The organism is Rothia endophytica (assembly GCF_928381505.1).
In the GTDB taxonomy this organism is placed as follows: domain Bacteria; phylum Actinomycetota; class Actinomycetes; order Actinomycetales; family Micrococcaceae; genus Rothia; species Rothia endophytica_A.
This window is the reverse complement of sequence record NZ_CAKMSJ010000002.1, coordinates 337,375-359,695: the sequence shown is the minus strand read 5'-3', so window position 1 is coordinate 359,695 and position 22,321 is coordinate 337,375. Positions and strand designations below refer to the sequence as shown.

Sequence of the window (22,321 nt, the reverse complement as noted above, 5' to 3'; positions counted from 1 at the left end):
CTGTGAAGGTCGCACGTTCATGACTAACACCACCGGGGTAGAACCCGACACCCGCCCTACTATCGGCGAAAAACTGATACCACGTCATTACATCTCCTGGGTCAAAAAAATGGCCTGGGCTGTAGCCATTGCCAACATCTTCCTGATTGTCTCAGGTGGCATTGTGCGCCTCACCGGCTCCGGGCTGGGCTGCGATGCCTGGCCCCGCTGTACCTCTGACGGGTCATGGACTACCACCCCCGAGATGGGCATCCACGGTTTGGTTGAATTTGGCAACCGCCTGCTGACCTTCGTACTGATGGCTGTCACCATCCTTGCCTTCCTCTCAATCCTCCGAATCGTCTTTCCGCAACGAATCGAGCCCAGTGCCTTCATCCGCACACTCTTCACAGGCCTACGAGCTCATAACAACCGTTACTCGGACCTCTACAACCTGGCTCTCCTCTTACTCTGGGGCATCCCCCTCCAGGCAGTTGTAGGTGGCATATCAGTCTGGCTCAAACTCAACCCCTGGATGATTACCGCGCACTACATGCTCTCTGCCCTCATGATCGCTATCGCAGCAATCTATGTGAACCGCGTCTACCGCTACTTCAGTGACACCCACAGGGCAGAGGAGCTCACCTCAGCTGACCTGCCGGCAGGTACCTCAACCCTGCGCGCCCTGGGCTGGCTTGGCGTCATCCTGGTCTTTATCCTCATCTTCATGGGCACAGTAACCACCGGCACCGGCCCCCACGCGGGCGACGCCAACACCCACCGTCATGCTTTTGACCCTGTTCTGGTGACCCGCACCCACGGCATTATGGTATGGACCTACTGCGCCAGCGTCCTTGCTGTTTTCGTAACCGTCAAACGATTTGCGCTTCCTAAAATTTTGCTACGGTCGCTACTCTTCGTCCTTGTAGTCCTGGTGTACCAGGCAGTCGTTGGGTACACGCAGTACTTCAACGGTCTACCTATTTGGTTGGTTGAACTGCACCTACTCGGTTCTGGCATTTTCACCCTGGCTGCCGGCTCACTGATCGAACGTCAACTCACCCTCACCAGCTCCAAGCAACGAGAGCTTGCCCTGCAGCGCATTCAGCACTAAGCCGCAAGATCCGCACAGAAAAAAGCCCTCGGCTCCCCATAAGGGGGAGCCGAGAGCTTTTTAAATATGAAGTTCTAGAAGGTAGATGCCAACACTGCTGAGCCAACAAAGGGGTCAACCGCAAGAGCGATAAACAGAACGGTGAGATAGGTAATTGAGCCGTGGAAAACCACCATAGCTGTGCGGCTGGTTGCCTTCTGGGCAAGAGCAAGGCGGTGCAACTTATGGCAGTGATAAAGGAACCAGGCGCCACTTGCACCAGCAGTGAGAGTGTATACCCAGCCAGCACCACCGAGCGGAATAAGAAGCAGAGAGCAGGCCACCATTGCCCAGCCGTAGAGAACTACCTGCACAGAGACACTCTTGGCAGAGTCAGTAGCACCCAGCATGGGGATGCCTGCCGCACGGTAGTCCTCTGCATACTTCATCGACAGCGGCCAGTAGTGAGGAGGAGTCCACAGGAAAATCACCATAAAGAGCACGACAGCTGCCCAGGAGATGGTGTTCTCAACGGCAGCCCAGGCGATAAAGACCGGCATGCAGCCAGCCAAGCCTCCCCATACAATGTTCTGCTTGGTACGCTTTTTGAGCCACAGCGAGTAGAAGACAACATAAAGGAAGATTGCAACGACGCCCAGCCCCGCCGCTAGGGGGTTGACGAGGAAGTAAAGGTAAACGATGGAGACCAGCGATAGCACCCAAGAAAAAATAAGGGCCTCGCGGTCCGTCAGTTCACCGGTCACCAAGGGGCGCTTCTCAGTGCGCTTCATCTTGCGGTCAGCTTCGCGGTCGATGTAGCAGTTAAAGGCACACGAAGCGCCAGCTGCCAACGAACCACCAATCATGGTATTGAGCACCAGCCAGAAGTTGGGGAACCCACCGGCAGCAAAGATCATGGTGGGCGCAGTCGTCACCAGCAAAAGCTCAATAATTTGAGGTTTCGTCAGATGGATATAAGCCCTGATTTTACGTCGCAGGGAAATTTTGCCAGAAGCTCCCGTCGATTCAGGCAACAGCCCGCGATGTTCTTGGCGATCAATCACGCTCTTCATGCCATGGCCCTTCACGTATGCAGGTTCCCTTACAGATGGTGTGCGGTACCCCAGGCGCTAAATGGTGCTGTGACAAGAGTTGTGAAGCGTTGGCTGACTGGTTGAAATGCTGAGCAAGAATTTCCCGTATCAACCGGTGAGATTACAAGTGTGGCGGTCATCACGCTTAACCTCTGCCAGTGCAATAATTGGGCGCACAAGGGGGCTTTCGGTCAACTTATATCGTATAACGACTTACCTATGAGACCTAATACCGATTCTTCTCGTTACCCCATTCTCTCAGCTGTCAGACAAAACCGAGCACCGCTTGCCGTGGTGAACTATTGTTAAGAATTGGGTCACTTTCCACAGGTTTCACCTCGGCAAACTTCTGCCTCCCTGTGTTCTCGGTGTCCAAAGAACTATCCGCATATTTCTGGCAGGATGCCAGAGCAGAGAGGATTACTCGTGCCCAACCTTAATCAGAAGCTTGAGTGGACCGAAAAAGATCAGCGGGCAGTTGATACTGCGCGCGTACTAGCAGCCGATGCCGTCGAGAAGGTTGGCTCGGGCCACCCCGGCACTGCTATGAGCCTAGCACCTGTGGCCTACTTGCTCTTCCAGAAAATCATGCGCCACGATCCCACCGATGATCGCTGGGCCGGCCGTGACCGCTTTATCCTCTCACCTGGACATACATCTTTAACGCTCTACAACCAGCTTTTCTTGGGCGGTTTCGGCCTGGAACTTGAGGACCTCAAGAGTCTTCGCACCGCACGCGCTTTGACCGCAGGGCACCCCGAGTACGGCCACACTAAGGGCGTTGAAATCACCACTGGACCTCTCGGCCAGGGCCTAGCGTCCGCAGTCGGTTTTGCTTACGCCCAGCGCCGTATGCGTGGTCTGTTTGACCCCCAGGCACCTGCTGGCACCTCCCCCTTCGACCACACCATCTTTGCCATTGCTTCTGAAGGTGACATTCAGGAGGGCGTGACCGCTGAAGCCTCTGCCCTCGCAGGGCACCAGCAGTTGGGCAACCTGGTTGTCATTTTTGACCGTAACCATATCTCGATTGAAGACAACACCGATGTTGCCTTCACCGAGGACGTCGCAGCCCGCTACGAAGCTTACGGCTGGGATGTCACCAAGGTGGACTGGACCGTCAGCGGTGAGTACAAGGAAGACCTTGAGGCTCTCTACGACGCTATCGTTGCCGCCACCAAGGTCACCGATAAACCCTCTTTCATTGAGCTGCGCACCATCATTGGCTACCCCGCCCCCAACAAGCAAAACACCGGTGGCATTCACGGCTCCAAGCTGGGTGCCGATGAAGTTGCAGCCACCAAGGAAATTCTGGGCTTTGACCCAGAAGCTCACTTTGTAGTTGAACCTGAAATTCTGGAACACACCCGCGCTCTGGTTGAACGCGGTGCAGCAGAGCGTAAGGAATGGGAAGCTTCGCTGGAGACCTGGCGAGCTGCCAACCCCGAAGCAGCCCAGCTCTTTGACCGTCTAGAAGCTGGTGAACTACCCGAAAACTACGCAGAGGCCTTCCCCACCTTCGAAGCTGGCACTTCCCTGGCTACCCGTGCGGCATCCGGCAAGGTCATCAATGCTATTGCACCGACCTTCCCCGAACTCTGGGGTGGCTCAGCTGACCTCGCCGGTTCAAACAACACCACCATTGATACCGAAAAGTCCTTCAACCCCGAATCACGTACCACCAAGACCTGGACGGCTCACCCCTACGGTCGTGTACTGCACTTCGGCATTCGTGAGCATGCAGCAGCAGCCATTACCAACGGCATCGCGCTCTCATCGCCCACCCGCCCCTTCTCAGGCACCTTCTTTGTCTTCACCGACTACCAGCGCCCCGCAGTCCGCCTGGCAGCGCTCATGGGTGTACCCAATATCTTTGTCTGGACCCACGATTCCATCGGTCTGGGCGAAGACGGCCCCACCCACCAGCCTGTAGAGCACCTGACCGCTATGCGCGCTATCCCTGGCCTGGACGTCGTGCGTCCCGCTGACGCCAACGAAACCGCTGTTGCCTGGCGCAAGATCCTGGAAATCAATGATCACCCTGCCGGCCTGGTGCTATCACGCCAGAACCTCACCACCATTGCGCGTGAGGACCTGCACCCCGATGCTAATGGCGAGAAGTTCGCTTCAGCTGAGGGTGCTGCCCGCGGCGGTTACGTGCTGGCTGATACCGAGGGCGCTCCCGATGTCATCATCATCGCCACCGGCTCAGAGGTAGAAATTGCACTGGACGGCCGCGCCAAGCTGGCTGAGCAGGGTATCGCTGCTCGCGTGGTATCCATGCCCTCTCGCGAGTGGTTTGCCGCTGAAAGCGCTGAATACCGTGAATCTGTCATTCCGGCAGCAATCAAGGCACGCGTTACCGTAGAAGCCGGTCTGCGCATGACCTGGAACGATCTGCTGGGTGATACCGGCCGCGCTGTTTCACTGGAACACTACGGCGCTTCTGCATCGGCTGAAGAGCTCTACCAGCAGTTTGGCATTACTGCTGAGGCCGTAGCTCAGGCTGCTCAGGAATCCATCGAAGCTGCCCGCTAAGAACCTAGCTGTGTCTGCTACCGGAACCCCGGTAGCAGATACAGTATTCACCAGAACTTTTGCCACCGCAGCATCGTGTTCGGTGGCCCCATAGAAAGGGAAAGAATGACAACCCCTACCCAGAAGCTATCTGACGCCGGCGTTTCCATCTGGCTCGATGACCTCTCGCGTGAGCGCCTCACCAGCGCCAACCTCCAAGAACTCATTGACACCAAAAACGTTGTGGGTGTCACCACCAACCCCAGCATCTTTGCCGCCGCACTCTCCAACGGCGCCGCTTACGCTGAGCAGATGAAGCAGCTAGCAGCAGCCGGTGAAACCGCTGAAAATGCCGGCTTCGCTGCCATGATTGACGACGTCCGAGACGCCTGCGACGTCTTCGCCCCCATCTACAGCGCCACCCAGGGCTTTGATGGCCGTGTGTCCATTGAGGTCAGCCCCCTGCTAGCTCGTAAGGCTGAAGAGACCCTTGCTCAAGCTAAGGAGCTCTACTCAATCGTTGACCGCGAAAACGTCATGATTAAGATTCCCGCCACCCTTGAGGGCCTTGAGCCGATTGCTCAGGCTCTGGCTGAGGGCATTTCTGTCAACGTCACCCTTATCTTCTCCCTGGAGCGCTACCGCGCCGTCATCAACGCCTACATGCTGGGCCTTGAAGAAGCACTGGCTAACGGCAAGGATCTTTCAAAGATTCACTCCGTGGCCTCCTTCTTCGTCTCACGCGTAGACGCTGAAATTGACAGCCGCCTGGATGCCATCGGCACCGACGAAGCACTAGCACTCAGGGGTAAGGCTGGCGTAGCCAACGCCCGACTGGCCTTTGAAGTTTATGAGCAGGCTTTCGAATCTGAGCGCTGGGCGCGCCTTGAAGCTGCGGGCGCCAACCGCCAGCGTCCCCTCTGGGCATCAACCGGCGTTAAGAACCCCGCTTACCCTGATACCCTCTACGTCACCGAAATCGCTGCTCCCGGTACCGTCAACACCATGCCCGAAGTGACCCTCAACGCGACCTTCGACCATGCAGAGATCACCGGCGATGCCATCAGCGGCACCTACGAAGAATCCAATGAGGTCCTCAACGCGCTTGAAGCCCTCGGCATCTCGTACAACGACGTTGTAGAGAAGCTAGAAGCTGAAGGTGTAGAGAAGTTCGAGGTTTCTTGGCAGGAGCTTCTTGAAACCGTTGAAGGTGCACTCAAGAACTAACGGTAAAATGGTCACATGCTCTGGTGACCTGAGGCGGCGGCAGGTCACCCCTGCCGCCACCTTCATCGATAACAACCTAAAGGATTCACGACGGTGTCACAAACCTTCGAATCAAACCCGCTCCGCGATCCGCGCGATCGCAGGCTTACCCGCATTGCGGGCCCCAGCTCTCTGGTCTTCTTCGGCGTCACCGGTGATTTGGCGCGTAAGAAACTCCTCCCAGCTGTCTATGACCTGGTCAACCGCGGGCTGCTACCACCCAGCTTTGGTCTGGTTGGCTTCGGCCGGCGTGAATGGAGCCATGATGATTTCCGTGCAGAAGTTCGGACGCACGTTGAGGCTCACGCCCGCACCCCCTTCCGTGAGGACGTCTGGAACCAGTTCGCCGCAGGGATTCGCTTTGTCACCGGAACTTTTGACTCCAATGAGTCATTCGAGAAGCTCAAGGAGACCCTGAGCGAGCTGGATGAAACACGAGGCACCCGAGGTAACCATGCCTTCTACCTCTCCATCCCCCCTAAGGATTTCGACCAGGTTCTGCAGAAACTTGCCGACCACGATCTTGCCAACCACAACCAGCACGAAGGCTGGCGCCGTGTTGTCATTGAAAAGCCTTTCGGCCATAACCTGGAATCTGCCCGTGAGCTGAATGCGATTGTGGAGCGGGTCTTCCCCGCCGATTCGGTCTTCCGAATCGATCACTACTTGGGCAAAGAAACCGTGCAGAATATCCTTGCCATGCGCTTTGCTAATCAGATGTTCGAACCGGTCTGGAATGCCAACAACGTGGACCACGTTCAAATCACCATGGCAGAGGATATCGGTATTGGTACCCGAGCCGGGTACTACGACGGTGTGGGTGCAGCACGCGATATCATTCAGAACCATCTGCTCCAGTTGTTGGCTCTCACCGCGATGGAAGAACCCATCAGCTTCAACGCCGAGCACCTGCGTGCCGAGAAAGCTAAGGTCCTTGAAGCAGTTGAAGTGCCAGCTGATATCGCCAGTGCTTTCGCCATAGGTCAGTATGAAGGTGGCAACCAGGGCGGCGAAGAGGTCAACAGCTTCTTTGAAGAGAACGATATCCCCGCAGATTCCCGGACCGAAACCTTTGCTGCTCTCAAGCTCAATATAAAAACTCGCCGCTGGAACGGCGTCCCCTTCTATCTACGCGCCGGTAAGCGCCTGGGGCGCCGTGTCACTGAAATCGCGGTAGTCTTCAAGAAGTCACCCAACCTGCTCTTTGGCGGTGCCTCTGATGACTCAGGGCAGAACGCCATCGTCATTAGGGTTCAGCCCGATGAAGGCATGACCCTGCGCTTCTCATCCAAGGTGCCCGGCACTCAGATGGGTATTCGCGATGTCAACATGGACTTCGGCTACAGCCATTCCTTCACCGAGGAGTCACCTGAAGCCTACGAGCGCCTCATACTGGACGTCCTTTTGGGCGAGCCGCCGCTCTTCCCTCGCCACGAAGAAGTAGAACTGTCCTGGAAGATTTTGGACCCCTTCGAGGAATACTGGGCTGAACACAAGATTAAGCCCGAAGGCTACGCTCCAGGTTCCTGGGGCCCCACATCAGCCCACGAGATGCTCAAACGTGACAACCGCGCCTGGAGACGCCCGTGATCAAGAAAATTAAAGACACCACCGTTGGCCAGATCGCCAAGGAACTCTCTGACCTCCGTAATGAGGAAGGAGCAACCACTACCAGCCGTGTGCTCACCCTGGTCATCCTTGCCGATAAGGGCCATTCTAAACAAGCTGTTGAAGCCGCCCTCAAGGCTTCCTACGAACACCCCAGCCGCATTATTGTGCACGTGGGGTACGGTGAGGACCACGATGACCGTTTAGATGCCCGCCTGTACTTGGGCGGCGACGCCGGTGCCGCTGAACTTGTCATTCTGAGGGGCTACGGTAGCGCATCGGTACCTACCGAGTCCTTGATTTCGGGCTTGCTACTACCTGACTCCCCCATTGTGGTCTGGTGGCCCCACTCAGTCCCGCAGAACCCCGCTGCACACTCCATCGGCCGTATTGCTCAGCGGCGCATTACTGACTCTGCCCGGTTCTACGACCCCGAGAGCGCGCTTGAAGCGCTTTCAAGTTGTTATGCTGATGGTGATACTGATCTGGCCTGGATTAGATTGACCCTCTGGCGCATTCAGATTGCAGCTGTTTTCGATCAGCTGCAGCCTTCACCGGTCAAAAAGGTGACCGTCTGGGGTTCAGCTAAATCACCGTCAGTAGTGCTGCTGGGTGGCTGGCTTGGTAGCCGCCTCGATGCGGACGTTCATCTGAAGACTACTGCTGTTGACCGCGGGCTCTTCAGGGTGGACCTTGATCGAGAAGATGGAACGGTCACCATTCACCGACCGGGCAAGAAAATTGCTACCATCTCTTCCCCTGGCTCCCCTGACCAGCAGATTTCTTTGCCGGTACGTTCCCTCGCGGACTGCCTAGCTGAGGAGCTGCGACGCCTGGACCCCGATGAGGTCTACGGTGAGGTACTACGCAATTGCGTCTCCAACGAAAGAATGGTCATTGAACACGATGACCAACAGACACCTGAAGAATCTGCTGATTACACGGAGGTTTTTGATGCCTAACCCCGTACTTGTTCCCCATGACGACAAAGACCAACTAGCTCTTGCCGGTGGTAGCCGCATCATCAACGTCCTTTCAACCGCAGTGGCAGAACAGGGCCTAGCCCATCTTTCGGTCACCGGTGGCACCATGGGAATCGCTGTACTAGCCAACATTGCGGAGAACCCTCTGCGTAGCACCGTTGACTGGTCAAAGGTGCACTTTTGGTGGTCAGATGAGCGTTTCGTAACGACCGGCCACGAGGATCGCAATGAGCAGCAAGCTAAAGATGCTCTCTTAGAAGCACTCGATCTACCAGCAGAGAACCGGCACATCATGGGAACCAGCGATGTCTTCGAGACCGCTGAAGCAGCTGCAAAAGCATACGCTAGCGAGCTAGCTCGGTACGCCCCGGCCGGCGAAGCGTCCCCCCGTTTCACCCTGACCCTGCTGGGTATGGGGCCTGACGGGCACATCGCTTCTCTTTTCCCGAACCGCACCGAGATTCTGGAAGCGCAGCAGGTAACTCTTGCAATCCACGATTCGCCCAAGCCCCCACCCACCCGGGTGACCCTCACCCTGCCGGTCATCAACTTCTCAGAGCGTATCTGGTTCTTGATTGCTGGAGCAGACAAGGCTGAAGCTACAGCCCGCCTCCTGAAGGCTAGCCAGCTGGCAGAAACTGAGCTAACCGCGCAGATTCTGCAAGAAACCCCGGCGGCAGGCGCTCGAGGTATGCTCGAAACCCTGGTTCTAGCAACCCAAGACGCCATCTAGGATGAGGCCTTTAAACATTTAGCCCCCGGCTCCTGTGAGAGCCGGGGGCTAAATCTTTAAAAAACGAGTTTTATAGTACCGCGGTGGTTTCAAAACGTAACACCAGAGCGTAACCGATGATAGCGAAAACCCACAGCAGAATAATGGTGACCGTCATGCGGATAAGGTTCTTAGACGCCATACCTGACGAGTTGAGGGAGGTAGTCATACCGCCACCAAACATATCAGAAAGACCACCACCCTTACCGCGGTTCAGCAGAACCAGCAGGATGGTCAGAACGCTCAGAATTGCGATGACGACCATCAGAGTAATCTTAAGAGTTTCCACGCAGAACCTTTCACTTCAAAAAATCTTGGAGCCTATAACTGGCATCCACAAAAACTATACGCGCATACTACGCCAAACGCACCTTTTACACGGGAGGATGCGTTCACCCTGAGCGGTAAGTCTGGGTGAGATAAAGTGAGGACGCCGCACCGCACCAACTGCCAAGAGGGCAGTAATGGCACGGTGCGGCGTCCTCGCTCAGAGCAACTTACGCGTTGAAACGTGCGATATTAGCGAATTCGGTGGCGTCCAGTGAAGCGCCGCCAACCAGCACGCCGTCGACGTCCTGCTCACCCATGATTTCGGGAGCTGAAGCAGCCTTGACGGAGCCGCCGTAGAGTACGCGTACCTTGTCAGCAATCTCTGCTGAGTAAAGCTTGGTCAGCTCGGCGCGGATCGCTGCGCTCATCTCCTGAGCATCGGCTGCGGTAGCAACCTTGCCGGTGCCGATAGCCCAAACGGGCTCGTAAGCAACAACCAGGGTTTCAGCCTGCTCAGCGGTGAGCCCCTCGATGGAGCCGCGCAGCTGTTCTAGGGTGAAGTCAACGTGCTCGCCAGCTTCACGCTTGTCTAGACCTTCGCCCACGCAGAGCACGGGTACCAGCTCGTTGCGGTAAGCAGCCTGTACCTTAGCAGCGCAAACCGCGTCGGTTTCACCGTGGATGGTGCGGCGCTCTGAATGGCCAACCAGAACGTAGGTAGCACCCAGCTTGTTGAGGAAGACACCAGAGATGTCACCGGTGTAGGCACCCGAATCCTGGTCTGAAAGGTCCTGGCCACCGTAGACGATGTTGAGCTTATCGCCGTCGACCAGGCTCTGAACCGAACGGATGTCGGTGAAGGGAGGGAAGACAGCTACTTCTGCAGTGTCATAGTCAAAGTTGGTGTCATCGAGGGTCCATGCCAGCTTCTGCAGCAGGGTAACGCCCTCGGTGTGGTCCATGTTCATTTTCCAGTTACCGGCAATGAGCGGTTTGCGAGTCATAGGCTCGTCCTTTCTGGTGATCCCATTGTGTCTGGGATGAGTGCACCAACGGTACACAGCTTGAAAAAATCTAGTGAAAGTGTGGCAAGGGCGGGCTATCCTTCGATAACCCGCCATTAACTGGCCTTAGGCGCCCAGGGCGTCCAGACCGGGAAGGGTCTTACCCTCGATGTATTCCAGGGAAGCGCCGCCACCGGTTGAGATGTGGCCGAACTGCTCATCTGTGTAGCCCAGGTTGCGCACTGCGGCTGCTGAGTCGCCGCCTCCGATGATGCTGAAAGCGTCCTTGTTAGCAACGATAGCTTCAGCGACAGCCTTGGTGCCGTGTGCAGTGTTGGGGAACTCTGCAACGCCTACGGGGCCATTCCAGAAGATGGTCTTAGCACCGGCAATCTTCTCTGCGAAGAGTTCACGAGTCTTGGGGCCAATATCCAGGCCGTCAGCCTTTTCGCCCAGCTCTCCGCCTTCCATATCTTCGATGGGGCGGATTTCGAAGTTAGCGTCATTCGAGAAGTCATCGCCGCAGACAACGTCCAGAGCGGTGACCAGCTCGGTGCCCTTCTCTGCTGCTTCAGCCAGATAACGCTTGCAGGTGTCTACCTGATCCATTTCGAGGATGGAGGTGCCAACCTTGTACCCCTGCGCAACAGCGAAGGTGTAGCCCATGCCGCCGCCGATCAGGATGGAGTCGGCCTTGCCGATGAGGTTATCAATGACAGCCAACTTATCGGAGACCTTAGCGCCGCCCATGATGACCACGAAAGGACGCTCGGGGTTGTTGAGGGTCTTCTCAAGAACCTCGACCTCGGTCTTAACCAGGTCGCCCAGGTAAGAGGGAAGAACCTTGGCAATATCAAAGACAGACGCATGTGCGCGGTGAACAGCACCGAAAGCGTCGTTGACGTAGGCGCCGTTATCACCGGTCAGAGCAGCAAGTTCAGCGGCGAACTCTGCACGCTCGGCCTCATCCTTTGAAGTTTCGCGAGCGTCAAAACGTACGTTCTCAACGACCAGCAGCTCACCGTCAGCCAGGGCTTCAGCCTTAGCCTTGGCGTCCTCGCCCACCAGGTCGGTGGCGATTGCTACGGGGAAGTCAGCCAGTTCAGCCAGACGCTGGGCAGCAGGTGCGATGGAGTACTGGGGGTCGACCTTGCCCTTAGGGCGGCCCAGGTGAGCGGTTACAATAACGCGCGCGCCAGCCTCGGTCAGCTTCTTAAGCACGGGCAGGGATGCGCGCACGCGACCGTCATCGGTCACCTTGCCATCTGCCAAAGGGACATTGAGGTCGGAACGGACGAGCACGCGGCGGCCAGCAACGCCGCCAGCAATCAGGTCTTCAAGGGTCTTAGCCATGATATTTTGTCTCCTCTAAGGGAAAGTTTGGGTAATGCCTACCATATGTAGGCTGATACAGCACGGGTTAGCGAACCGCATACATAACCAGTATGCCTGTTCGCTAACCCGTAGCTAGTGTCTTATGTTCAAGACAATTTAGTTTTTACAGCTTAGAGAGCTGCGACAACCTTGTTGGTGAACATAACGAGACGTGAAACGTAACCGAACTCGTTGTCATACCAAGCAATAACCTTGACCTGGTTACCAATAACCTTAGTAAGGGGAGCATCGAATACGGTGGAGATAGCTTCACCTTCGATGTCCTTAGACACGATGGGCTCTTCGTTGTACTTGATGATGCCCTTGAAAGAACCCTCGGCTGCTTCCTTCATGGCTGCGTTGACTTCTTCAACGGTAACCTCGCGTGAGGTTTCGATGGTGAGGTCGGTGATGGAGCCGGTGGGGGTAGGTACGCGAACGGCGAAGCCGTCCAGCTTGCCCTTGAGCTCGGGCAGAACCAGGCCAACAGCTGCGGCTGCACCGGTTGAGGTGGGAACCATGTTCAGAGCTGCTGCGCGTGCGCGGCGGAGGTCTGAGTGGGGGGCATCCTGCAGGCGCTGGTCAGCGGTGTAAGCGTGGATGGTGGTCATCAGGCCCTTTTCGATACCGAACTTGTCGTTCAGTACCTTTGCCATGGGTGCCAGGCAGTTGGTAGTGCATGATGCGTTTGAAACGATGTTCATTGAAGCTGAATCGTACTGGTCGTCGTTGACGCCCATAACAAAGGTGCCATCGATGTTCTTTCCGGGAGCTGAGAGGATAACCTTCTTAGCGCCAGCTTCGATGTGAGCCTTAGCCTTCTCACCGTCGGTGAAGAAACCGGTGGATTCGAGAACTACGTCTACACCCAGGTCTGCCCAGGGCAGGTCTGCAGGGTTGCGCTCTGCGAGGACCTTGATTTCCTTGCCGTTAACGGTCAGGCCGTTTTCTGAAACAGCAATTTCGCCGTCGAAGCGACCCATGATTGAGTCGTACTTGAGCAGGTGAGCCAGGCTTGCAACGTCGGTCAGGTCGTTGATTGCTACAATCTCGAAACCTTCGCCGTGCTGCTGAGCTGCGCGGAAGAAGGTGCGGCCGATGCGGCCGAAGCCGTTAATTGCTACGCGTACAGTCACTGAAATCAAACTCCTAGATACAGTTAAGTGACATTCATGGACGGGTTTGCCTTGCGGCTCCCCCAGCCGAACTGTGATGGCCTTGACCATGCTTAGCTCTGCTATTGAGCTCCCGTCCGGTTCTCTTACATCCTACCCTGTTTATGTGAGTTTTGGTGTGTTTCTGTCGTTTTTACCGGTGATTTTTGGGGTATTTTGCCAAATATTGCATCATTTTCACACATAAACGGGTTCTTGAAGAGAAAAATGCTGATAATGCACTCACATAACCTCACGAAACCAAATAAAGCCACACAAGGGTCATGGATTAAGCCTGGTCGTTAAAGTCAGCTGTCGGCTGGTGACTCACTATTTTTGCTCACAAGAGACTCCGGCGCTCTGCACATCAGAGAACGCCGACGACTTAACTTTTGCACGTTTACTTAATAACCGTGAATGGTGGACTCTGTGCCGGGAAGACCCTGCTCCTGGGCTCGTTTATCTGCCATCGCGATAAGCCTGCGAATCCGACCAGCAATAGCATCCTTAGTCATCGGCGGGTCAGCAAGCCTACCGAGTTCATCGAGCGAAGCCTGCTTGTGGGCTACCCGCAGTTCGCCAGCGTAGCGCAGGTGTTCAGGTACCTTATCCCCCAGAATTTCGAGAGCACGTTCAACACGAGCGCCGGCGGCAACAGCGGCCTGGGCACTGCGGCGCAGGTTTGCGTCATCAAAGTTAGCTAGGCGATTAGCAGTGGCTCGCACTTCTTTCCGGGCTCGACGTTCGCGCCAGTTATCGAGCGCATCAACAGCACCCATGCGTTCAAGTAGAAGGCTAATGGTTTCGCCGTCACGGACGACTACACGGTCCACTCCGCGGACTTCCCTAGCCTTAGCAATCACGTCAAGGCGACGAGCGGCGCCGACCAGTGCAAGAGCAGCTTCAGCACCCGGGCAAGTAAACTCCAGGGCCGAAGAACGTCCGGGTTCGGTGAGGGAGCCATGAGCCAAGAAAGCGCCGCGCATGACCGCTTCAGCGTCAGCCAAAGAGCCGTTGACGACAGCCGGCGGCAAGCCTCTGACCGGACGACCCCGCCCGTCCAAGAGGCCTGTTTGGCGTGCCAGGGCCTCGCCGCCCTGGTCTACGCGCACTACAAAACGCCCACCGCGGCGCAGACCGCCGCCAGACACTGCAGTGATAGAAGCCTCATGCCCATACATCTCGGAGATGTTGTAACGCAGCCTCTCAGCCGTGGCCTCTAAGTCAACCTCGGACTCCACCACGATTTTTCCCGCGACCAGGTGTAAACCGTTGGTAAATCGCAAGATCGTGGCTACCTCTGCTTTACGCACCGATGAACGGCTAGCCTCACACTGTGCGAGTTCTTCTTTCACCGAAGCCGTCAGGGCCATACGGTTCTCCTCCAAATATCAATGGCCCCCAGTTCAGGGGCGCAACGTGTGATCTGCGATCAGTGTTTAAAAACTTGTTTGTAGGCTGCTGCGAGTTTCAGCGGATCATGCACACCCGGCTGATCGCTTTCACTCACTGAAGCCCACAAGACCTTAGCACCCACCGCGCTTGCAGCGTCCTCAAAGACTTTTTTGTCTTGAACAGTCGATGGGTCAGAAATCACAGTGTTAACCCTAATTTCTGGAGCGTATTCACGCAAAACGAGCAAGTGCTCAGCAGCCGTCATCCCCCGGGTCTCGTTACCGTTGAGATCCAGGTTCATCACCAGACAAATTCGGGCATTGGTCTGCATAATAGCGTCACGTAAACCCGGCAGAAGAAGGTGGGGCAACAAGGAGGTGTAGAAAGAGCCGGGGCCCAGAACCACCCAGTCGGCCTCTTCGACCGCTCTTACCGCCTCAGCGCAGGGTTCGGTATTTTCAGGTAACAGACGAACGTTCTTAATAGTTCCAGCCTTAGCTAGTTTTGCCTGTCCCCGTACGGTTTCACGAATCGGCTGGCCGTTACCGTCTACAGAAAGAACTTCTCCCTCAATCACCATGGGTATTTCAGCCATGGGCAGCACCCTGCCGCGAGCATTGAGAAGGGCACCGGCCCAGTCTAAACCCGCCACGCAGTCATCAAGTAACTGCCAGAGAGTAACAATTAGGAGGTTACCCAGGGCATGATTTTCAAGGCTGGAAGGGAATCCCTCCTTAAAAGAGCTGAACCTGTGTTGCATCACATCACGCCAGGTGCGGCCCCAGTCAGTATCATCACAGAGCGCTGAGAGCGCCATGCGCAAATCACCTGGCGGTACCACATCCATCTCCTGACGGAGCAGGCCTGATGAACCGCCGTCATCGGCCACCGTCACCACTGCGGTGAGCGATCCCGTCACCAGTTTGAGCGCAGAGAGGGAGCCCGATAGGCCGTGCCCACCCCCCAGCGCAGTCACTTTAACCGACCGCCTTTGGCCACTACCAATGACAGGGATAAGCCCGGTTTCAGGCAGTCGAGCCGTGGTAGATTCAGCCATTATTCTCTCCCCATATCACGGTGGTGAATATTAATAATGACATCATCAAGCTGCTCTAAGCGGCTGGCTATCTCTTCTGAAACCGCCACTGAACGGTGCTTACCACCGGTACAACCTATAGCGAAGGTTGCGTAGAGTTTGCCCTCTCTACGGTAGCCCTCGATGACGGGGCGTAAGGCGCGGATATAGTTTTCGATGAATTCCTCAGTGCCAGCCTGCCCAAAGACATAGTCTCGCACCGGGGCGTCCTTACCGGTATACGGGCGCAAATCTGGCACCCAGTGAGGGTTAGGGATGAAGCGCATATCGGCCATATAGTGAGCATCGGTGGGTGTGCCATATTTGAAGCCAAAGCTCATGACCGTGATACGCATGAGCCGCTCGTTATCGGGAGCGTAGGTCTCGCGGATTTTCTTGGCCAGCTGATGAACGTTATTACCGGATGTATCGATGACATAGTCAGCTGTATCCCGCAGTTCCGAGAAGATTTCACGTTCCCGAGCAATAGCATCAGCGACCAGACCACCCTGCTGCAGGGGATGAGGGCGGCGCTGAGCCTCGTACCGGGCAATAATGTCTTTATCTGATGCATCCAAGAAAAGCATGGAAAAATTGACATCGGATGCACGCAGTTTGTTAATCGCAGCCGGAAGATCGCTCAAGAGCCGGCGAGCTCGCACATCGATACCCACAGCTAACTTGGGCATGGTCTCTGGTGACTTTTTGACAAGCTCAGCCAAGGATTCAAGCATTTGGGGTGGGATATTATCGACGACGTACCAGCCCTCATCTTCGAGGGTATTGGCGGCGGTGCTACGCCCAGCACCCGAAATGCCGGTAATCACCAAAATTTGCGGTTTCGAAGCCTCATCAGCGTTCAGGAGGGACATGCTCTGCCTTTTCATTTGTGAACGACTCACTCGGTTTTAAGCCTACCGCACCGGTCAAGAACCGAGAGCAGCACTCAGTGACCTGCCTGCCAGCATCGGGCTGCCTAGTCTGTTAGCACCTCACCGGTGGTCACGTTGATCCCGCCCTGCGGTACCTCAGCTTTTCCCGGCTGCTGCGCTGCTCCCTGCTCTTCAAAATGAGCACGAATTTTAGCCGCCATAGCTGGTCCGACCCCATTGACCTCCTGAAGTGCCTCTTCAGAAGCCTGTGATAGCTGTTTCAGTGAACCAAAATGCTTAATAAGTGCCTCCCGTTTAGCTGGCCCCAGGCCATCCACGCCGTCTAAGGCTGAAGCGACCATTGCTTTACCGCGTTTGGTGCGGTGGAAGGTGATTGCAAAACGGTGGGCCTCATCGCGCACTCTCTGAATCAGATAGAGAGCATCTGAGGTTCGGGGCAAAATAACGGGGAAATCATCCTGTGGCAACCACAGTTCTTCAAGACGCTTGGCAATACCCACCACATAGATATCGGAAATACCCAGGTCTGCCAGTGCAGCCGCCGCGGCATTGACCTGAGGCTGCCCGCCGTCCACCACCACCAGATTCGGTGGGTAGGCAAATTTGGCGGGTTCTTTGGCGGTGAGAAGGTCAGTGTCAATCTCACCAGACTTCTGCTCACCGGGCAGCTTCTTTTCATCCGTGAGATAGCGCCTAAAACGGCGGTAGATCACATCATACATGCTGGCTGTATCATCACGTGCTGCATCCCCAGTGATTGTAAACTTGCGGTAATCCCCCTTCTTGGGCAGGCCATCCTCAAAGACCACCATGGAGGCCACCACATTGGTCCCCTGAGTGTGGGAGATGTCGTAGCATTCAATTCTCATGAGAGGATCAGGCAGCTCAAGGGCCTCTTGCAACTCGACGAGGGATGCTGAGCGCGTGGTGATGTCCCCGGCCCTACGCGTTTTGTGGAGTGCAAGCGCCTGCTTGGCGTTTTCTTGCACGGTGTTCATGAGCTCAACCCGTTCACCGCGTTGCGGCACGCTGATGGTCACCTTGGCACCGCGTATACCGGTCAACCACTGTTCCAGGTGGTGCTGGTTATCGGGAAGCACAGGGACATTAATAGTTTTAGGGATTTCATGCTCATTGAAACTCTGCTCGGACGCCGTGGTTCCGGCAGCCAGCGAGGCGGCAACTTCGCCGTAAACCTGAGCAAGTAGCTGTTCGGTCAGTGCCTCAGGGGTTGAATCTTCAACCTTTTCAACAATCCACCCCCGCTGACCACGGATTCGCCCACCGCGCACAAAGAACACCTGGACCGCGGCCTCTAGATCGTCTTCAATAAAGTTAAAGAGGTCAGCATCCACCGAATCTGAGAGCACCACTGCGTTGCGTTCAAAGGCCTTAGTCAGAGCTTCAATATCATCGCGAAGTCGAGCCGCTTTTTCAAAGTCGAAGTCAGCGGCAGCGTCTTTCATCTCACCGGTCAGCTGAGCAATATATTTTTCTGCGCCCCCCGCCATGAAACGGCAGAGCTCCTCAGCAATCTCTTGGTGATCCTGCATGGAAATTTTGCCGGTACAGGGGGCAGAACATTTATCGATATAGCCCAGTAGACAGGGCCGACCGGACGCCTGGGCCCGGTTAAAGACCCCTGTAGCGCATGTGCGTACCGGGAAAACACGCAACAGGGCATCAAGTGTCTCACGAATCGCCCATGCCTGGGAGTAGGGCCCGAAATACCTAACCCCCTTCTTTTTTTCACCGCGCATCACCTGAGCGCGGGGAAACCTATCTTTGAGTGTGACCGCCAGGTAGGGGTAGGACTTATCATCGCGGAAAGCAATGTTAAAACGCGGCTTGAACTCTTTAATCCAGGTGTACTCAAGCTGCAGTGATTCAAGCTCGCTGCCCACCACCGTCCACTCAACCGATGCTGCGGTGTGCACCATGGCATAGGTCTTAGGAGTCAGCCCCAAGGGGTTAGCAAAATAGGAGTTGAGACGATTACGTAGATTTTTGGCCTTACCCACATAGATAATGCGCCCGTACTCGTCACGAAACCTGTAGACCCCCGGTGAGGTAGGGATGTGCCCCGGTGCGGGCCGGTAATCTGCAGGGTTCGCCACTATTATCGTCCTTGAGTTCTAGGCCCCGCTGTCGCGTTCAGCTGACGGGGATACATTGTATTCATTCTTGCGAGGCTGGCCAGAGAGCTGAGCGATTGCGTCCATGATGGTATCGGTGGTCTCACGACGCTGCTTACCGCTCATCGCTGAGCCCAGCTTTTCAAAGGTCATGGGCTCCCCTACCCGCACGGTAAAGCGGTGGGGGTACACCATGTTGGAACCCGGTTTCTGAATCTTGTCGGTACCAATCAAACCGATAGGAACCACCGTTGCTCCGGTCATGTGCGCCAACCAGGCTACACCAATCTTCCCCTTGTAGAGGTAGCCGTCACGGGAACGGGTGCCCTCAGGGTAGATGCCGAAAACCTTACCGTCATTGAGCCTTTCAAGCGCCTTATCGAGCGCTTTCATGGACTCTTTCTTGTCACTCCGGTTGACCGGGATAATATCGATGACCTGAAAGAGGGTCTTCATCAGTTTGCCGCGGACGCCGGGGGAATTGACGTACTCAGCTTTAGCGAGAAAAGCCACACGCCTGGGCATGAGCGCTGAAATAATCACCGAATCCAAGAAGGCCAAGTGATTTGAAGCCACAATGACCGGGCCCTCTTTGGGAAAGTTTTCAAGCCCGGTCACGCGAGCACGAAACACAGTTCTCAACAAACCCTCAATACTTTTTTGGGTTGCCTTGTATTTCAGGGACATGGGGGGAACTCCTTGACGTGCATGACCTACTGCCGATGATAACTACCCGGGTGACTACCCGGTCTACCTGTTTAGCATACCCCCGTTTTCGCGAAATTCATGGCGAAAAGGGGCTAGGTAGCACTGAGTATCACGAGGTGAGCATTTCCGCTAAAAAACGCCCTGTATGAGAGCCATCCACCCGAGCGACCTCCTCTGGTGTGCCGGTGGCAATGACGGTACCGCCGCCGTCACCACCTTCAGGCCCCATATCAATCAGCCAGTCGGCACTCTTGATAACATCGAGGTTGTGCTCAATGGTGATGACCGTGTTGCCCTTATCAACCAGGCTCTGCAAGACCACCAGCAGCTTGCGGATATCCTCAAAGTGAAGGCCGGTTGTCGGTTCATCCAACACATAGACTGACCTGCCATTGGACCGTTTCTGCAGCTCGGTAGCTAGCTTGACGCGCTGGGCCTCGCCGCCCGAGAGGGTAGTTGCTGACTGTCCCAGACGCACATACCCCAAGCCCACGTCCACCAGGGTGTCCAGGTAGCGAGCAATCTTCGTGAAGGCTGCAAAAAACTCTGCCGCTTCAGCAATAGGCATTTCTAAGACATCCGAAATAGTCTTACCCTTATAGTGCACTTCTAGAGTCTCGCGGTTGTAGCGTTTGCCCTTACACACCTCACAGGGAACATAAACATCGGGCAAGAAGTTCATCTCAATCTTGAGAGTGCCATCACCGGAGCACTCCTCGCAGCGCCCACCCTTGACGTTGAAGCTAAACCTTCCGGGCTGGTAGCCACGCATTTTGGCTTCGTTGGTCTCAGCAAAGAGCTTGCGAATATGGTCAAAGACGCCGGTGTAGGTAGCCGGATTGGAACGCGGAGTGCGCCCGATGGGTGACTGATCAACGTGAATAATCTTGTCCAGCTGATCAAGACCTGTAATGGTCTTGTGGCGCCCCGGAACCTGCTTAGCCCCGTTGAGCTTGTTAGCGAGAGAAGTGTAGAGGATGTCGTTGACCAGGGTTGATTTACCCGAACCTGAAACACCGGTCACCGCGGTAAGGACGCCCAGGGGGAACTGAACATCAACGTTCTTAAGGTTGTTTTCGCGGGCACCCACCACTTTAATGGTGCGTTTTTTATCGATGGGACGACGTTGTGCCGGCACCTCGATGCTCTTTCGCCCCGCCATGTAATCACCGGTGATGGACCTCTTGTTGGCCAACAGCTGCGCATAGGTGCCAGAATGCACAATATCGCCGCCGTGTTCACCGGCGCCGGGGCCAACATCCACGATCCAGTCGGCCTCTTTCATGGTGTCCTCATCGTGCTCCACCACAATCAGGGTGTTGCCCATGTCGCGTAGCTTAGTGAGGGTTTCGATGAGCCTGCGGTTATCACGCTGATGCAGACCAATTGAAGGCTCGTCGAGAACGTAGAGGACGCCCACCAGGCCCGATCCAATCTGAGTAGCCAGGCGGATACGCTGTGCTTCACCGCCGGAGAGTGTGCCAGCAGAGCGCGCCAGGTTCAGGTAGTCAAGGCCAACATCGAGAAGGAACTGCAGGCGGGCATCAATCTCTTTGAGCACCAGCTCAGCAATCTGTGCCTCACGTGTGCTGAGCGTCAGCGAGCGCACAAAAGTGAGGGCGTCACGCATGGGCATCTCGGTGACATCAGCGATCGACCGGCCGCCCACCTTGACTGCAAGAATGGTGGGATTGAGGCGCGCTCCGTTACAGGCTTCGCAAGCGACGTTACGCATGTACTGCTCGTAACGGTCTTTAGACCAATCAGACTCGGTCTCTTCGTGCTTACGCTTGATGTAGCCGTAGACTCCCTCGAAACCGGAAGTGTAGCGGCGTTCGCGGCCAAAACGGTTTTTGTAGGCAACGGTGACCTTGTAGTCCTTACCATGCAGGATGGCCTTCTTGATTTTGGCGGGAAGATCCTTCCAGGGAGTGGTGAGCTCGAAGCCCAGTTCATCACCTAGACCAGCTAGCAGACGCAGCCAGTATTCGCTGGTTGACTTACCCTGGAACCAGGGGGTGACAGCACCTTCAGCAAGTGAGAGGTCGGGGTTGGGAATGATAAGGTCTTCATCCACCTGGAGCTTAGACCCAATGCCGTCACAGGCTGAGCAGGCTCCGAAGGGAGAGTTGAAGGAGAAGGCACGGGGTTCAACCTCGGTCACCTGCAGTGCATGGCCTTGGGGGCAAGCCAGGTTTTCACTAAAGTTGCGGGTGCGGTCAGCTGAACCTGGCTCGACGTCCACAAAATCAATCAAAACTTTGCCATCAGCCAGGCCAAGAGCGGTTTCCACTGAGTCAGTGAGGCGTTGATGCACGCTCTCTTTGATGGCAATGCGGTCAACAACCACTTCAATGGTGTGCTTGTACTGCTTTTCGAGTTTGGGGGCGTCCTGCAATTGGATGGTCTCGCCGTCCACCCTCGCGCGAGAATAACCCTGGTTGCTTAGCTCTTTGAAGAGGTCAACGAACTCCCCCTTGCGGGCTGAAACCACTGGCGCCAGCACCTGAAGTTTGGTTTTTTCGGGGTAGTCCATGAGGATATCCACGATTTGCTGGGGGGACTGCTTAGAGATTTCCTCACCGCATTCAGGGCAGTGCGGGTGCCCCACACGCGCCCAGAGCAGGCGCATGTAATCGTAGATTTCGGTAATCGTGCCCACGGTAGAACGCGGGTTCTTGGAGGTCGATTTCTGGTCAATGGAAACAGCCGGTGACAGGCCCTCGATGAAATCAACATCAGGCTTATCCACCTGTCCCAGGAACATACGGGCGTAGGAGGACAGAGATTCAACGTAGCGGCGCTGACCCTCGGCAAAGATGGTGTCAAAAGCCAAGGATGACTTACCTGAACCGGACAAGCCGGTGAAGACGACCATGGCGTCGCGCGGGATATCCAGGTTCACGTTCTTGAGGTTGTTCTCACGGGCACCTTGAACGCGGATGTGCGAGAGATCCTGCTTAGTCTTTTGTGGGGCTGAGCCTGCCATAGTTCACCTATC

17 protein-coding genes are annotated in these 22,321 nt (G+C 55.8%); 6 read left to right on the top strand and 11 right to left on the bottom strand.

Annotated elements, in window-relative coordinates; genetic code table 11:
• Positions 1-19 precede the first annotated feature (19 nt).
• Positions 20-1,093 (top strand): COX15/CtaA family protein, encoded by a 1,074-nt coding sequence (locus L6990_RS03550; protein ID WP_237202685.1) that lies wholly within the window; start codon positions 20-22, stop codon positions 1,091-1,093.
• 74 nt (positions 1,094-1,167) lie between these two features.
• Here L6990_RS03550 and L6990_RS03545 read toward each other — a convergent pair whose 3' ends face one another.
• Positions 1,168-2,145, bottom strand: coding sequence for a heme o synthase (locus L6990_RS03545; protein WP_237202684.1), 978 nt, complete (start codon positions 2,143-2,145; stop codon positions 1,168-1,170).
• Between the two features lie 423 nt (positions 2,146-2,568).
• Here L6990_RS03545 and tkt point away from each other — a divergent pair, with 423 nt between their 5' ends.
• The 5 genes from tkt to pgl all read left to right on the top strand — a co-directional run bounded on the left by tkt (position 2,569) and on the right by pgl (position 9,273).
• Positions 2,569-4,704: a transketolase gene (tkt, locus tag L6990_RS03540; RefSeq protein WP_237202683.1), complete on the top strand. Its 2,136-nt coding sequence runs from the start codon at positions 2,569-2,571 to the stop codon at positions 4,702-4,704.
• A gap of 105 nt (positions 4,705-4,809) precedes the next feature.
• Positions 4,810-5,910, top strand: coding sequence for a transaldolase (gene tal / locus L6990_RS03535; protein ID WP_237202682.1), 1,101 nt, complete (start codon positions 4,810-4,812; stop codon positions 5,908-5,910).
• A 93-nt stretch (positions 5,911-6,003) separates the two neighbouring features.
• On the top strand, positions 6,004-7,539 hold the full coding sequence (gene zwf / locus L6990_RS03530) for a glucose-6-phosphate dehydrogenase (protein ID WP_237202681.1): 1,536 nt from the start codon (positions 6,004-6,006) through the stop codon (positions 7,537-7,539).
• Positions 7,536-8,519 carry a glucose-6-phosphate dehydrogenase assembly protein OpcA gene (locus L6990_RS03525; RefSeq protein WP_237202680.1) on the top strand — a complete coding sequence of 328 codons (984 nt, stop codon included), beginning with the start codon at positions 7,536-7,538 and terminating at the stop codon, positions 8,517-8,519. Before zwf ends, L6990_RS03525 begins: the two co-directional genes overlap by 4 nt.
• Positions 8,512-9,273 (top strand): 6-phosphogluconolactonase, encoded by a 762-nt coding sequence (pgl, locus tag L6990_RS03520; RefSeq protein WP_237202679.1) that lies wholly within the window; start codon positions 8,512-8,514, stop codon positions 9,271-9,273. The genes L6990_RS03525 and pgl overlap by 8 nt, the downstream gene beginning before the upstream one ends.
• Before the next feature lie 70 nt (positions 9,274-9,343).
• Here pgl and secG read toward each other — a convergent pair whose 3' ends face one another.
• The 10 genes from secG to uvrA all read right to left on the bottom strand — a co-directional run bounded on the left by secG (position 9,344) and on the right by uvrA (position 22,309).
• Positions 9,344-9,601, bottom strand: coding sequence for a preprotein translocase subunit SecG (gene secG / locus L6990_RS03515; protein WP_237202678.1), 258 nt, complete (start codon positions 9,599-9,601; stop codon positions 9,344-9,346).
• A 208-nt stretch (positions 9,602-9,809) separates the two neighbouring features.
• Complete coding sequence (gene tpiA, locus L6990_RS03510; protein ID WP_237202677.1) at positions 9,810-10,586, bottom strand: triose-phosphate isomerase; 777 nt, start codon at positions 10,584-10,586, stop codon at positions 9,810-9,812.
• A gap of 126 nt (positions 10,587-10,712) precedes the next feature.
• Positions 10,713-11,939: a phosphoglycerate kinase gene (locus tag L6990_RS03505; protein ID WP_272879261.1), complete on the bottom strand. Its 1,227-nt coding sequence runs from the start codon at positions 11,937-11,939 to the stop codon at positions 10,713-10,715.
• Positions 11,940-12,091: 152 nt separating this feature from the next.
• Positions 12,092-13,096 carry a type I glyceraldehyde-3-phosphate dehydrogenase gene (gene gap, locus L6990_RS03500; RefSeq protein ID WP_237202676.1) on the bottom strand — a complete coding sequence of 335 codons (1,005 nt, stop codon included), beginning with the start codon at positions 13,094-13,096 and terminating at the stop codon, positions 12,092-12,094.
• Between the two features lie 422 nt (positions 13,097-13,518).
• Positions 13,519-14,487 (bottom strand): DNA-binding protein WhiA, encoded by a 969-nt coding sequence (gene whiA, locus L6990_RS03495; protein WP_237202675.1) that lies wholly within the window; start codon positions 14,485-14,487, stop codon positions 13,519-13,521.
• A gap of 59 nt (positions 14,488-14,546) precedes the next feature.
• On the bottom strand, positions 14,547-15,566 hold the full coding sequence (locus L6990_RS03490; RefSeq protein ID WP_237202674.1) for a gluconeogenesis factor YvcK family protein: 1,020 nt from the start codon (positions 15,564-15,566) through the stop codon (positions 14,547-14,549).
• A complete protein-coding gene (rapZ, locus tag L6990_RS03485) occupies positions 15,566-16,456 on the bottom strand; it encodes an RNase adapter RapZ (protein WP_237202673.1) in 891 nt (296 codons plus the stop codon). The genes L6990_RS03490 and rapZ overlap by 1 nt, the downstream gene beginning before the upstream one ends.
• A gap of 104 nt (positions 16,457-16,560) precedes the next feature.
• Positions 16,561-18,594, bottom strand: coding sequence for an excinuclease ABC subunit UvrC (gene uvrC / locus L6990_RS03480; protein WP_237202672.1), 2,034 nt, complete (start codon positions 18,592-18,594; stop codon positions 16,561-16,563).
• Positions 18,595-18,612: 18 nt separating this feature from the next.
• The gene (locus L6990_RS03475) at positions 18,613-19,299 is read right to left on the bottom strand and encodes a lysophospholipid acyltransferase family protein (RefSeq protein WP_237202671.1); all 687 of its coding nucleotides are present in this window, start codon (positions 19,297-19,299) and stop codon (positions 18,613-18,615) included.
• 130 nt (positions 19,300-19,429) lie between these two features.
• Positions 19,430-22,309 (bottom strand): excinuclease ABC subunit UvrA, encoded by a 2,880-nt coding sequence (gene uvrA, locus L6990_RS03470; protein ID WP_237202670.1) that lies wholly within the window; start codon positions 22,307-22,309, stop codon positions 19,430-19,432.
• Positions 22,310-22,321: the final 12 nt, after the last annotated feature.